General features: G+C 70.1%; 15 protein-coding genes. 11 read left to right on the top strand and 4 right to left on the bottom strand.

What is annotated here, in order from left to right; all coding sequences use genetic code 11:
• Nucleotides 1-605: hydantoinase/oxoprolinase N-terminal domain-containing protein (locus ACE3T2_RS01715; protein WP_374654055.1), on the bottom strand; the 605-nt coding region annotated here is incomplete at its 3' end.
• A 71-nt stretch (nucleotides 606-676) separates the two neighbouring features.
• Between ACE3T2_RS01715 and ACE3T2_RS01720 the strand changes: the two genes are divergently transcribed.
• The 5 genes from ACE3T2_RS01720 (at nucleotide 677) to ACE3T2_RS01740 (ending at nucleotide 3,366) form a co-directional block, all read left to right on the top strand.
• On the top strand, nucleotides 677-1,372 hold the full coding sequence (locus tag ACE3T2_RS01720) for a TerB family tellurite resistance protein (protein ID WP_374654057.1): 696 nt from the start codon (nucleotides 677-679) through the stop codon (nucleotides 1,370-1,372).
• 102 nt (nucleotides 1,373-1,474) lie between these two features.
• Nucleotides 1,475-1,768 carry a hypothetical protein gene (locus ACE3T2_RS01725; protein WP_374654059.1) on the top strand — a complete coding sequence of 98 codons (294 nt, stop codon included), beginning with the start codon at nucleotides 1,475-1,477 and terminating at the stop codon, nucleotides 1,766-1,768.
• Nucleotides 1,740-2,240 (top strand): GNAT family N-acetyltransferase, encoded by a 501-nt coding sequence (locus tag ACE3T2_RS01730; protein ID WP_374654061.1) that lies wholly within the window; start codon nucleotides 1,740-1,742, stop codon nucleotides 2,238-2,240. Before ACE3T2_RS01725 ends, ACE3T2_RS01730 begins: the two co-directional genes overlap by 29 nt.
• Nucleotides 2,241-2,356: 116 nt before the next feature.
• Nucleotides 2,357-2,803: a methyltransferase dimerization domain-containing protein gene (locus ACE3T2_RS01735; protein WP_374654063.1), complete on the top strand. Its 447-nt coding sequence runs from the start codon at nucleotides 2,357-2,359 to the stop codon at nucleotides 2,801-2,803.
• Nucleotides 2,776-3,366 carry a methyltransferase gene (locus tag ACE3T2_RS01740; protein WP_374654065.1) on the top strand — a complete coding sequence of 197 codons (591 nt, stop codon included), beginning with the start codon at nucleotides 2,776-2,778 and terminating at the stop codon, nucleotides 3,364-3,366. Before ACE3T2_RS01735 ends, ACE3T2_RS01740 begins: the two co-directional genes overlap by 28 nt.
• On the opposite strand, the gene ACE3T2_RS01745 is transcribed toward ACE3T2_RS01740, so the two are convergent.
• Entirely contained in the window at nucleotides 3,350-4,558 is a 1,209-nt protein-coding gene (locus ACE3T2_RS01745; protein WP_374654067.1) for an MFS transporter, read from the bottom strand. The genes ACE3T2_RS01740 and ACE3T2_RS01745 overlap by 17 nt on opposite strands.
• A 3-nt stretch (nucleotides 4,559-4,561) precedes the next feature.
• Nucleotides 4,562-5,962 carry an amidase gene (locus tag ACE3T2_RS01750; protein ID WP_374654069.1) on the bottom strand — a complete coding sequence of 467 codons (1,401 nt, stop codon included), beginning with the start codon at nucleotides 5,960-5,962 and terminating at the stop codon, nucleotides 4,562-4,564.
• Nucleotides 5,963-6,165: 203 nt separating this feature from the next.
• On the opposite strand from ACE3T2_RS01750, the gene ACE3T2_RS01755 reads away from it, so the two are divergent.
• The 6 genes from ACE3T2_RS01755 (at nucleotide 6,166) to ACE3T2_RS01780 (ending at nucleotide 10,890) form a co-directional block, all read left to right on the top strand.
• Nucleotides 6,166-6,456 (top strand): putative quinol monooxygenase, encoded by a 291-nt coding sequence (locus tag ACE3T2_RS01755; protein ID WP_374654071.1) that lies wholly within the window; start codon nucleotides 6,166-6,168, stop codon nucleotides 6,454-6,456.
• Nucleotides 6,457-6,460: 4 nt separating this feature from the next.
• Nucleotides 6,461-7,684, top strand: a complete 1,224-nt coding sequence (locus tag ACE3T2_RS01760; RefSeq protein WP_374654073.1) for an acyl-CoA dehydrogenase family protein — start codon at nucleotides 6,461-6,463, stop codon at nucleotides 7,682-7,684.
• Nucleotides 7,685-7,905: 221 nt separating this feature from the next.
• The gene (locus ACE3T2_RS01765) at nucleotides 7,906-8,817 is read left to right on the top strand and encodes an SDR family NAD(P)-dependent oxidoreductase (RefSeq protein ID WP_374654075.1); all 912 of its coding nucleotides are present in this window, start codon (nucleotides 7,906-7,908) and stop codon (nucleotides 8,815-8,817) included.
• A 126-nt stretch (nucleotides 8,818-8,943) separates the two neighbouring features.
• Complete coding sequence (locus tag ACE3T2_RS01770) at nucleotides 8,944-9,636, top strand: HupE/UreJ family protein (protein ID WP_374654665.1); 693 nt, start codon at nucleotides 8,944-8,946, stop codon at nucleotides 9,634-9,636.
• A complete protein-coding gene (locus ACE3T2_RS01775; protein ID WP_374654077.1) occupies nucleotides 9,633-10,274 on the top strand; it encodes a hypothetical protein in 642 nt (213 codons plus the stop codon). Before ACE3T2_RS01770 ends, ACE3T2_RS01775 begins: the two co-directional genes overlap by 4 nt.
• A gap of 25 nt (nucleotides 10,275-10,299) precedes the next feature.
• Nucleotides 10,300-10,890: a hypothetical protein gene (locus ACE3T2_RS01780; RefSeq protein ID WP_374654079.1), complete on the top strand. Its 591-nt coding sequence runs from the start codon at nucleotides 10,300-10,302 to the stop codon at nucleotides 10,888-10,890.
• Between the two features lie 3 nt (nucleotides 10,891-10,893).
• On the opposite strand, the gene ACE3T2_RS01785 is transcribed toward ACE3T2_RS01780, so the two are convergent.
• Nucleotides 10,894-12,144, bottom strand: a complete 1,251-nt coding sequence (locus tag ACE3T2_RS01785; RefSeq protein ID WP_374654081.1) for a hypothetical protein — start codon at nucleotides 12,142-12,144, stop codon at nucleotides 10,894-10,896.
• Nucleotides 12,145-12,188: the final 44 nt, after the last annotated feature.

Here is a 12,188-nt window from a genome sequence, read left to right on the forward strand (position 1 = left end):
ACGAAGCGGGGCAGGGGCGAGACCTCGTGGCTGAGCGCCACGAACTCAAAGCCGGCCGCGCGGGCCAGGGCGCCGGCGGCCTGCTCGTGCGCAGGATTGAGGTCGGCGTGCAGGAAGGCGATGGCGACCGAGGTGAAGCCCTCGGCCCTGGCCTTCGCGTGGGCGGCGGCGTGGGCGGCCTGGTCGAGCGGCGCGCCGTGGCCGCCGTCCGCGGCCAGGCGCTCCGCCGCCTCGACCACGCCGGAATGCAACGGCGGCGGGCGCTCGATATCGAGCGCGAAGAGGTCGGGGCGGGCCTGGTCGCCGATGGTCAGGGCGTCGGCGAAGCCCGCGGTGACCACCAGCAGCGTCTTGGCTCCGGCCCGCTCGAGCAGGGCGTTGGTGGCGACCGTGGTTCCCATCTTGATGGCGGCGACGCGCTCGGCCGGGAACGGCTCGCCTGGCGCGGCGCCCAGCACACGGCGCATCGCCTCCACGGCGGCGTCCTCGTAGGCCGGCGAGGCGGACAGCAGCTTCAGCGAGGTCTCGTGGCCCTCGCCCGAGCGCGCGATCACGTCGGTGAAGGTGCCGCCACGGTCGATCCAGAAGCTCCAGAGCCTGTCCAAACCTTAACCTTTCAGGGGTTCGATATGCGTTGTCAGCGCCGACTCCGCGCCTTACAGCTTTCGATACTCCCATGAGCTTCTGGCGCAACATAGCTGGCTTGGCTGTTCGTAGACCCGACGCGGGGGACTGCGCCGGCTGCCCCTCGGTCCGGCCGGGGGAGGATCCGGCGTTCTCGACGGCGGTCACGGCGCTGGGGGCCAAGCTCGCCAAGGCGGACGGTCGGGCGAGCGTCGGCGAGTTCGACGCCTTCGCCCAGGTCTTCACCCCCGACGCGGCGTCGGAGAAGAACATCCACCGGCTCTACGACCTGGCGCGGCAGACGACGCGCGGCTTCGAGAGCTATGCGCGGCGGCTGGCCAAACGCTACGCCGGCTGCCCGACCCTGCTGGAGGACGTACTGGACGGCCTCTTCCACATCGCCGGCGCCGACGGGGCGGTGACCCAGGACGAGCTCGACTATCTGGAACGGGTCGCTGAGCTGTTCGGCTTCTCGCCCCTGACTTTCCGCCGGCTCAAGGCGGTGCACCTGGGCCTGGGGGCGGACGATCCCTACGGCGTGCTGGCCATCGCCCACGATGCGCCGGACGCCGAGGTGCGCGCGGCCTGGAAAGCGGCGCTCTCCGAGGCGCACCCCGACCGCGCCCGCGGCCGTGGGCTGCCTAGCGAGTTCATCGAGGTGGCAGAGGCGAAGTCCGCGGCCATCAACGCCGCCTTCGACGACATCATGCGCGAGCGGCGGGCTATGACGCTCGAAGGGGCGGCATGATGCCGCCACTTTGTGGTGATTTCTCTGGTTTGCGTTGACGTCGGGGATCGCCCGGCGGAATTATCCGTTTAGCCGTAACAAGCGGCGCCCTTGAGGAAGCTCATGGTTCGCGAATTCGCCAGGAAACACGGTTCGGCCCTGCGCGGCCTGTCTGTGGTCGGAGGGGCTATCGCCACCGCCGCCGCCGTGGCGATCGGCGCCGTACTGGCCGTTTTCTTCGCCGCCACCGTGGTGGTGGTCGCCGTCATGGCCTCGGCCCTGCTGGCTCTGGCCGGCTTCGCCCTGCGCGCCAAGAAGGCCCGCGCCCAGCGCCGCGACGACGGCGTGATCGAGGCCCGTCACCTGGGCGGCCACCATTGGGTCGCCTATGGCTGGAACGAGCGTCAGGGGCGCTGAGCCGCCCCTCGTCCTGAGGCCCTTCCAGTCCGAGGACGAAGCCGGCGTCGTCGCCGTGCTGGAGGACACCTTCCATTCGACCTGGGCGCCGCAACTGCGCCCGGAAGCGCTTGAACGTCACGCCCGCGAAGGGCGCGCCCTGGCCTATGTACGCGAGCGCGGCCCTGAGTTTCTTCTGGCCTGCGACGGGCAGGCCATTCTCGGCATGGTCCACTGGGAGGGCGACTTCATCCAGGCCCTGCACGTGACCGGGACCGCCCAGCGACGCGGCGTCGGCCGCGCGCTGCTCGCGCATGCCGAAACGCAGATCGCCAAGGCAGGCCTGCCGGCCGTGCGGCTGGAGACCGACACCTTCAACATCCGCGCCCGCGCCTTCTACGCCGCGCTCGGCTATCACGAGGTCGACACTTATCCCGACGAGGAATGGGACAGCGGCCTGACGACTCTGCTACTGGAGAAGACGCTAGGGTGAGCGGGTGTGGCCGGCCGCGCCAATCCCAATTCCGAATAACGCCGGTATCCCCAGCTTGACCTTCGTCTGGCCCGGGCGGACCGTTCGCGCGGGGAGGGCTTTGCGAGGAGCAAGGCATGGACGCGCGCACGCCGCAGGCGATCATGGAGCTGGGATGGGCGTTCTGGGGCTCCAAGGCCCTGCTCAGCGCGGTCGAGCTGGGCGTCTTCACCGAACTGGCCGGCGGGGAGCGGTCGCTCGGCGAGCTGACGGCGCGGCTGAGGCTGCACGAACGCTCGGCCCGCGATTTCCTGGACGCCCTGGTGGCGCTGGGCATGCTCAGGCGCGAAGGCGAGGCCTACGCCAATACCCCGGAGACCGACCTCTTCCTGGACCCCGGCAAGCCGACCTATGTCGGCGGGATCCTCGAAATGGCCAACCTGCGGCTCTATCCGTTCTGGGCGAACCTGACGCAGGCGCTGCGGACCGGCGAGCCGCAGAACGAGGCCAAGGACGGCGGGCAGGATCTGTTCGCGACCGTCTATGCCGACCGGCCGTGCTGGAGAGTTTCCTGCGCGGCATGACCGGGGTCAGCCTGCCCTCGGCCCTGGCCATGGCCGCGCTGTTCCCCTGGAACGAGGTGGGTTCGTTCGTCGATGTCGGCTGCGCCCAGGGCGGGGCGACGGCGACGATTGCGCTGGCCCATCCGCACCTGCGCGCCATCGGCTTCGACCTGCCGCAGGTGGGGCCGGTGTTCGAGGCCTATGTCGCGGCCAAGGGGCTGGCGGGGCGCGTGCGGTTCGAGCCCGGCGACTTCTTCGCCGACCCGCTGCCGCAGGCCGACGTCGTCGTCATGGGGCACATCCTCCACGATTGGGACCTGGAGACGAAGCTGGCGCTGCTGGCCAAGGCGCACCAGGCGCTGCCGGCCGGCGGGCGGCTGATCGTCTATGAGGCGCTTATCGACGACGAGCGGCGGAGCAACGCCTTCGGCCTGCTGATGAGCCTCAACATGCTGATCGAGACGCGCGGCGGCTTCGACTTCACGGGGGCCGATTGCATCGGCTGGATGGAGCAGGTCGGCTTCCGAGAGGCTCGGGTCGAACACCTGGTCGGCCCCGACTCGATGGTCATCGGGACGAAGTAGGCGCGCGGGCCGTGACCGCGACGATCGCGGCCGCGGCGAGGTTGGCGAGGGCGGCCAGGACGATCGGGACGAGGTAGCTGCCGGCCGCGTCGTAGGCGCGCCCCGCGGCGATCGGCCCGACCAGGGTTCCGAAGGCGACGCTAGTGTAGAGCACCCCGATGATCGAGCTCACCGCCCGGCCGCCGAAATAGTCGGCGACCACGGCCGGCAGCAACGCCACCCAGCCGCCGTAGAACACGCCATAGGCCAGGGCGAAGGCGGCGAGCGCGGCGAAGTCGGAGGCCGCGGCCCAGAGCCCCATGGCGGCGGCCATGCCGACGAACATCGAGAGCAGGGCGGGCAGACGGCCGAGCCGGTCGGCCAAGCCGCCCAGCAGGAAGCGCCCGGCGGTGCTTCCCGCGCCGATCAAGGCCAGCAGCAGGGCCGCGCGGGTCGGGGCGATCCCGTGGTCGAGCGCATAGGGAACGAGGTGGGCGAAGGGCGTGAAGACGCCGAAGCCGCAGACCAGGCAGCCGGCATAGAGTCCGGCGAAGCGCCGGGTTCGGACGGCCTCGCCCAGCGCGACGCCCCGGGGCGGGGGCGCAGAGGCTGGGGGCGGAGCGCCGTCGGGCGTCAAGCCGCGGCGGGCCGGATCGGACTCGACCAGCAGCGCCATGCCGCCGCCGACCACCAGCGCGAGGACGGCCAGGACCAGATAGGCGCCGCGCCAGCCGACGCTCTGCGCCAGGGCGGCGGCCAGCGGCGGCAGGACCAAGGTCCCGACCCCGATGCCGCTGACCGCCAGGCCCGAGGCCAGACCGCGCCGCGCGACGAACCAGCGCTGGACCGCCCCGAGGGCGGGCGCATAGGCCAAACCGACGCCAAGCCCGACCCCGAGCCCGTAGGCGACATAGACCTGCGTCAGGCTGCGAGCGGCCGCGGCCAGGGCCAGGCCCGCGGCCAGGACGATCATGCCGCCAACGATCAGGCGCCGCGCCCCCCAGCGGTCGGACAGCGGGCCGCTGACCACGCCGAGCGCGAAATAGAGGAAACCGGCGATCGAGAAGACCGCCGAGACCGAAGCGCGGGAGGCGGCGAACTCCAGCTGCAGCGGTGCGAAGAGGGCGCTGAAGGTATAGGCCGCGCCGAAGCCGACGAAGGTGACGGCGAAGGCGGCCGCCACGACCCACCAACCGTGGAAGACGCTGCGCATGGCTCAGGCCTCCGCCAGGGCCGGACGTCGGCGATGCCAGGCGGTGGCGGCCTGGAAGGCGGCGCCCGCCGCCAGCAGGGCCGGCTCGCCCAGGTCGGCGGCGACCAGTTGCAGGCCGATGGGCAGGCCGGCGGCGTCGACGCCGCCTGGCAGGGCCAGGGTCGGGTGGCCGGTCATGTCGAAGGGGCAGGTGTAGCGCTGCAGCCCCGCAATCAGGTCCGGCTGCTCGCCGAGGGTGGCGATGGTCGCCAGCGACAGCGGGGCGAACGGATGCACCGGCGTCAGCAGGACGTCGACGCCGGCCAGGACCGCGTCGGCGCGGCCGCGCAGATCCATGCGCCGCAGGAGGACGCGCTGATAGTCCGCGGCGGAGGCGGCGAGCCCGGTCTCGATCACCGAGGCAAGGACGGAGCCGTAGTCCTGGCGTCGCGCCGGATAGGTCGCCGCATGGGCGACGGCGGCCTGGACCGCGCAGTCGAGCGGCCAGTCGGCCAGGGCCTGGGAGACGTCGGGGAACGTGACCTCGACGATCTGGGCCCCCAGGGCGCGGAACACCGCCTCGGCCTCCGTGACGGTCGCTGCGACCTGCGGATCGACGCCCTGGGCGTTCCAGGCCCGGTCGATGCCGAGGCGCAGGCCGGCCCCGCCTCGGCCGGCGGCGGCGAGATAGTCGGGAACCGGCGCCTGGCGTGCTGTCGGGTCGCGCGGGTCGGGGCCGGCTATCACCTGGAGCAGTGCCGCGAGGTCGCGGACGCTACGGGCCATGGGACCGACGTGGTCGAGGCTGGCGGCGAGTTCGACGACGCCGTGACGGCTGACGCGGCCCCAGCTCGGCTTCAGGCCGGTGACGCCGTTGGCGGCGCAGGGCCAGCGGATCGAGCCGCCCGTGTCGGAGGCGACCGCCCCTAAGCAGAGGCCTGCGGCCAGGGCCACGCCCGGCCCGCTGGAGGAGACGCCGGGCCAGTAGTCGGCGCCCCAAGGATTGACCGGCGCGGTGACCGACGGGTGGTGGTCGGAATAGGCGCCTTCGGTCATCTGCAGCTTGCCCAGCAGCACCGCCCCGGCCTCGCGCAGGCGGCGCACGACGCTGGCGTCCTCGGCCGGGCGGAAGTCGCGATGGATCGCCATGCCGGCGGCTGTTGGGACGTCCCGGGTCCAGCAGAGATCCTTCACCGCCAGCGGGACCCCGTGCAGGGGGCCGCGCGCACCGCCCGACGCGCGTTCGGCGTCGGCATGGGCGGCCTCGGCGAGGGCGCTCTCGGCCGTCAGCCAGGCATAGGCGTGGAGGTCGCCGTCCAGCCGGCCAATGCGGTCGAGCAGGGCCTGCGTCACGGCGAGGGACGTCGTCTGGCCGCCTTCGAGGCGAGCCGATAGGTCGAGCAGGTCGAGTTGCGAAAGGTCCATGGGCGCTCCGTCGGGGGGAGGCCCAATCGTTCGTCACGGCGGCGCCGATGTCTGGCGCAAACCGGACGCCGACCGGATCTGCGTGGCGGCGGGTTGATGGACGCGAGGCCCGAAAACCTGACGACCGATCGTGCGATATGGCCGCTTGTCGGCCTCGGTTCAGCCCTCTAACGTCCCGTTCAAACAATCGTTGGAGGAACGGCATGATCGGCGTGGTGGCGACCCTGAAGGTGCAGGACGGCAAGCAGGGCGAGTTCGAGGCGGTCTTCAGCGACCTCGCCAAGCAGGTCCGCGCCAACGAGCCGGGCAACATCGTCTACCAGCTCACCAAGAGCCGGACGGACGGCACGGTCTACAAGGTGCTGGAGCTCTACAAGGACGAGGACGCCCTGAAGGCGCACGGCGGGACCGACTATTTCAAGGCCGCCGGGGCGAAGATGGCGCCCTGCATGGGCGGCCGTCCCGAAATCGAATATCTCGACGCGGTGGAGTAGGGCCATGGACCTGGAATTCTCCAAGGAAGACCTGGCTTTCCGCGACGAGGTGCGGGCCTTTATCGCGGAGGCCTTCGACGACGACATGCGCGCCCACTCGGCCCAGTCGAAGAACGCCCATATCGACAAGGCCGGCCAGGTGCGCTGGCTGAAGCGGCTTTATGAGAAGGGGTGGATCGCGCCGGACTGGCCGAAGGAATACGGCGGCACCGGCTGGAGCCACGCCCAGAAGTACATCTTCGACATGGAGATGGCGCTGGCCGGCGCGCCCTCGACCTCGAACATGGGCCTGAAGATGTGCGCCCCGGTGGTGATGGCGTTCGGGACCCCCGAGCAGAAGGCCCAGCACCTGCCGAAGATCCTTTCGACCGACGCCTGGTGGTGCCAGGGCTATAGCGAGCCGGGCTCGGGATCGGACCTCGCCTCGCTGTCGATGAAGGCGGAGAGGGACGGTGATTATTACGTCCTAAACGGTTCAAAAATTTGGACAACCTACGCCCAGTGGGCCGACTGGATGTTCTGCCTGGTGCGCACCTCGAACGAGGAGATCCGGCAGAAGGGCATCTCGTTCCTGCTGCTGGAGATGAACACGCCGGGGATCACCATCGTGCCGCTGCCGACCCTGGACGGCCCGCCCGAGGGCGACCAGGAGATCAACCAGGTGTTCTTCGAGAACGTCCGCGTGCCGGTCGCCAACCGCATCGGCGAGGAGGGCCAGGGCTGGACCTATGCGAAGTATCTGCTGCAGTTCGAGCGGGGCAATCCGTACGCGGCGGGCCTGACCAACCAGCTCAACAAGGTGCGGAAGATCGCCAGCCTGGAGGCCTCCGACGGCGGGCGGCGGATGATCGACGACCCGGACTTCCGCAAGAAGTTCAGCGAGATGCAGATCAAGATCGACACGCTGAACGCCACCGAGCTGCGGATGTTCTCGGCCCGCACCTCCGGCGAGGCGATGGGCGCGGCGTCCTCCATGCTGAAGCTGGAAGGCAGCCAGGCCCAGCAGGCGGTGACCGAACTGGCCCTGGAGGCGGCGGGCATCTACGCCCAGCCGTTCGTGCGCGACACCTGGGCCGAGATCCGCGGCGAGCGCAACGAGCCGCGGGCCGGGCCGGACTATGCGGCGACCATCGCCCCGACCTACTTCAACTACCGCAAGACCTCGATCTATGCGGGCTCGAACGAGATCCAGCACAACATCATGGCCAAGATGGTGCTGGGGCTGTAGCCTTTCCAGGCGGGTTGCGAGGGGGCTCGCAACCCGCTGATTTTCCTTGAAAATAGGCGTGTTGGGGCGGGCTTGAGCGCCTGCCTCCGGCCGCCTGGACGCCGCGGAACATGCAGGCGGCGGGGATGGCGATTTCTCGCCCGCACAAAAGTCTTATATTGCAAGTTAATGGGAGTTGCGGATAGCTGGGGTGCGAACCGCGCCGGCCTTGGGGGACTCCGATGAACAAGCTCTTGAACTTCTACGGCCGTTTTGCGCCGTCCTTCACGGCGGCGGGCTTCATCGCGCGGGGTTTGCCGCTGCGGCCGATCGGACGAGCGTTCTCGGGGCAGACATGGCTGGTCACCGGCGCGACGGGCGGCATCGGCAAGTCGATCGCGATTGGGGCGGCCAAGCGCGGCGCCACGGTCTATGTCGTCGGCCGCAACGGCGAGGCGTTGGCGGCGCTGGCGCGCGACCACGGGATCAAGCCGCTGCAGTTCGACCTGGACAAGGTCGGCGACAACGTCCGGCTGGCCGAAGAGGTCGCCGCCGGCGTCGGCAAGCTGGACGTGCTGGTCAACAACGTCGGGCGGCTGGAGCACGTCTACAAGACCTCGCCGGACGGGTTCGAGAGCACCTACGCCCTCAACCTGCTGGGCCACTACGCCCTGACCGAGCGGCTGATCGCGCGCGGGGCGCTGAAGGACGGGCTGGTGATCAACATGGCCTCGGGCGGGCTCTACAATTCGGCGCTCAGCCTGCGGCGGCTGGAGCAGACGCCCGAGCGATACAGCGGGGTGATGGCCTACGCCGCCCACAAGCGCGCGCAGATCGCGCTGTCGGACAAATGGACCGCGCAGGGCGTCCGGTCCTACACCATGCATCCGGGCTGGGTGGCGACCGACGGCGTGCGCACGGCGCTGCCTGACCTCAACAAGCATCTGGGCTGGATCCTGCGTTCGGGCGCGCAGGGTGCGGACACCGCCCTGTGGCTGGCCGCACGCCGCCCGGCGCCGCAGGCCGGGGCGCTGTGGTTCGACCGCGCGCCGCGCTCGGCCCACGCCTATCCGCACTCGCAGACGCCGGAGGTCGAGCCCGCCGCCATCTTCGCCAAGCTGGAGGCGGACGTGGCCAAGGCCGGCGGCGTGTAACGGCTGTAACGGACGTTCGATACAAGAATCTACGTAGGCGCCCGCGACCCCGCCGCCGAGCATGGCGGCGAGATCGGGGGACAGTCTTTGGGCGGAACGACTGACAATCGGCGGCGGCTGAGGCGGCTGGGCCGGGCGCTCTGCGCGGGATCGGCGGCGGCGCTCTTGGCCGGCGGCGCCTGGGCCCACGGCGTGGGCGGCGGCGACGCGGCCTTCGTGACAGCGGCGCAGGGGCCGCAGATCGTCCCGTTCCTCTATCTCGGCGCCAAGCACATGGTGACCGGATACGACCATCTGCTGTTCCTGCTGGGCGTCATCTTCTTCCTGCGCGACCTGCGGCACGTGGCGCTTTACGTGACCATGTTCTCGCTGGGGCACTCGCTGACCCTGCTGGCCGGCGTGCTGGGGCGGATCAGCGTCGATCCGTTCCTGGTGGACGCGGTCATCGGGCTGTCGGTCGTCTACAAGGCCTTCGACAATCTCGGCGGCTTCAAGACGGTGTTCGGCGTGCAGCCGAACCCAAAGGCGGCGGTGCTGGGCTTCGGTCTGGTCCACGGCTTCGGCCTGGCGACCAAGCTGCAGCAGCTGAACCTCTCCAAGGACGGGCTGCTGGCCAATCTGGTCTCGTTCAACCTCGGGGTCGAGGTGGGCCAGCTGATCGCGCTCTCGGCCATGCTGGCCCTGGTGATCGCCTGGCGCCGCCAGCCGGGCTTCGGACGCCAGGCGCTGGCGGCCAACGTGCTGATCATGGCCGCGGGCTTCCTGCTGATGCAGCAGCAGCTGGCCGGTTACTTCATGCAAGGAAAGGGACTGGCGTGACCGCAGAAGGCCAGATCGATCATGCGCCGCCGCGCGGCCGCCTGCTGGGCCTGACCGCCGGGGCGCTGGCTGCGGCCAGCCTGGCGTTCGTCGCCGTGGTGCTGCCGGCCGAGTTCGGGCTCGACCCGACCGGGTTCGGCAAGGCCAGCGGCCTGCTGCGGCTCAATGCGGCCGAGGCCGCCAAGGCGAGCGACGCGGCCGCGCCCGCCGCGGTCGGCTCGACCAGCTTCCAGGCCACGCCCTATCGCAGCGACGTCATCGAGATTCCGCTGGCGGCCGGCGACGGCCTGACCCGCAACAACGAGCTGGAGTTCAAGGTGCGGATGAAGGCCGGGGACACCCTGGTCTATTCGTGGTCGGTCCCGATCGAGAACCCGGAAGAGTTCTATTACGACTTCCACGGCGAGACCCCGGCCAGCAAGGGCGGCGAGCCCAAGGTGATCGAATACCGGCAAGCGACGGGGACCAGCTCCAACGGATCGCTGACCGCGACCATTCCCGGCGTGCACGGGTGGTACCTGCAGAACCAGTCGGCGAAGCCTGTGGTCGTGCGGCTGCGGATCAGCGGCTTCTACGAGCTCGTGCCGTCCGGCGAATACGGCAACGAAGCCGGCGTCGAGCCGGTCAAGGCCCCCTGATATAGAAACGAAAGAGGACCACGACATGATCTGGCGCACCGCCTCCGCCATCACCCTCTGCGCCGCGCTGCTCGCCGGCTGCGGCCAGAAGCCGGCCGAGACCAAGACAGCGGCAAACGCGGCGAGCGCCAATGCGCCCAAGCCGCTGGCGAGCATCCACGAGCTGATGCTGTCGGTGGTCGACGAGTCGGCGGACGTGATCTGGAACTCGGTGGCGACGATCAGCGACGCGACCGGCGTGCACGAGCACCGGCCGCAGACCGACGCCGAATGGGCCAAGGTGCGCCACGCAGCCATCGCCCTGTCGGAATCGGCGAACCTGCTGGCGATGGAGGGCCGCGTGGTCTCGCATCCCGGCCAGAAGATCGACAGCGAGGGCCAGCCCGGCGCGCCGACCGGGGCGATCATCCAGAAGCGGATCGACGGCGACCGGGCGAGCTTCGTCGCCTATGCCGCGGGCCTGCAGGCGGCGAGCATGGACGCTGTGGCGGCCATCGACCGCAAGGACGTTGCCGCACTGGAGAAGGTCGGCGGCGAGATCGACGAGGCGTGCGAGGCCTGCCACGAGCAGTTCTGGTATCCGCCGACCGAACCGGCGGCCAAGCCGAAGGCTTAAGGCCTACTCCTCGGCCCGGGGCGTCCAAATGTCCTGGGCCTTGAGGGGGGCGGCCAGAACGAGCTTGCCGTCGAGATTGGTCCGGGCCAGGCCCTCGACCATGTAGAGGGCCTCGAAGGCGTCGGCGCCCCCTGCCTTGCCGACCAGTTCATCGAGCGAGGACCGCCGGGCCAGGGCCTCGGCCGCCTGGATCAGGGCGACGTCCCGGGTGCCGGCGATGACCATGATCCGCCCCCCGTTCGGCCCGCGATAGGAGGCCACGTAGCCGTAGTCGACGTGCGGCTGGGAGGCGCCGACGGCGGCGCCGGCCTGGCTGACGTAGTGCTGCTGGTCGACCAGATCGATCAACTCGTCATAGGACATGCCGATGGCGAAGCGCGATCCGGCGAAGGTCGGAGTCTCCAGCAGGCCCAGGCCGCTGAGATAGCCGACATAGAGGATGTCGTGGGTCTTCAGCATGTCGGGGGTGAGTTCCGACATCAGGATCACCCGCACCCGGTCCGGGTCGGGGCCGGCGACCACGGGCAGCAGCTTGCGCAGGGCTACGCCCGCCCCAACCGGCAGGTATCGCAGCTCGAGGTCCACATACCTGCCGGCGGTGCCCGGATGGGCCAGCTTGTGGCGGTCGAGGTCGTCGGAGGAATTGACGTCGAATTCGCGCACCAGCCGGCGCACGTCGGGGCCGCCGTCAGTCTCGCCAAAGATGAAGTAGTCGCCCAGCACGACCAGCATGGGCCGGGAATCGGTCACCAGCGGCGACCACACCTCGCTGCGGCGGACCTCGCGCAGCGGGTCGACGGGGTGGCTTGCGGAGAACCAGGCCCAGACGCCCACATTGACGACGACCAGGGCCGCGGCTGCGGCGAAGATCCATCGCGGCAGGGCCGTGCGGGCGATCGGGCGCGGTTGCGCGGCGTCATGGCCGGCGGCGGCGGCGCGATCTTCCATCACCAGGCGGTATTCGCCGTTGGGGATGACGATGCGCTGGGGCGCGGCGTGGCCGGGGCCGCTATAGTACTCGTCGAGTTTGCGGCGCAGGCGATGAATGTAGACCCGCACCGAAGCGTCCAGGGTCGAGGAGAACTGCTCGCCGCGGTCGAAGACCTCGCTGGCGACGTCGAACTCGGTGACGCGGCGGCCTTCCAGGGACTGGCCCAGCAGATATTCGAACAGCGACTTGAGCAGCGGCGAGCGCCCGAGGGCCCCCGAGCCCAGTATGGCGTCGGCTTCGCTGCGCAGGAGGTCGTCGGACAAGGTCTCTACTTTCGCTCGGCGCGCCGCTGTTAACGCCATGTAAC

This window comes from Phenylobacterium sp. (genome assembly GCF_041919955.1).
Taxonomy (GTDB): domain Bacteria; phylum Pseudomonadota; class Alphaproteobacteria; order Caulobacterales; family Caulobacteraceae; genus Phenylobacterium.

Bases quoted from the DNA above. Each gene is read 5' to 3' on its own strand.
- ACE3T2_RS01735 (WP_374654063.1), top strand. From the start codon at position 2,357: ATGGACGCGCGCACGCCGCAGGCGATCATGGAGCTGGGATGGGCGTTC.
- ACE3T2_RS01750 (WP_374654069.1), bottom strand. From the start codon at position 5,962: ATGGACCTTTCGCAACTCGACCTGCTCGACCTATCGGCTCGCCTCGAA.
- ACE3T2_RS01725 (WP_374654059.1), top strand. From the start codon at position 1,475: ATGGTTCGCGAATTCGCCAGGAAACACGGTTCGGCCCTGCGCGGCCTG.
- ACE3T2_RS01765 (WP_374654075.1), top strand. From the start codon at position 7,906: ATGAACAAGCTCTTGAACTTCTACGGCCGTTTTGCGCCGTCCTTCACG.
- ACE3T2_RS01720 (WP_374654057.1), top strand. From the start codon at position 677: ATGAGCTTCTGGCGCAACATAGCTGGCTTGGCTGTTCGTAGACCCGAC.
- ACE3T2_RS01730 (WP_374654061.1), top strand. From the start codon at position 1,740: ATGGCTGGAACGAGCGTCAGGGGCGCTGAGCCGCCCCTCGTCCTGAGG.
- ACE3T2_RS01755 (WP_374654071.1), top strand. From the start codon at position 6,166: ATGATCGGCGTGGTGGCGACCCTGAAGGTGCAGGACGGCAAGCAGGGC.
- ACE3T2_RS01745 (WP_374654067.1), bottom strand. From the start codon at position 4,558: ATGCGCAGCGTCTTCCACGGTTGGTGGGTCGTGGCGGCCGCCTTCGCC.
- ACE3T2_RS01760 (WP_374654073.1), top strand. From the start codon at position 6,461: ATGGACCTGGAATTCTCCAAGGAAGACCTGGCTTTCCGCGACGAGGTG.
- ACE3T2_RS01780 (WP_374654079.1), top strand. From the start codon at position 10,300: ATGATCTGGCGCACCGCCTCCGCCATCACCCTCTGCGCCGCGCTGCTC.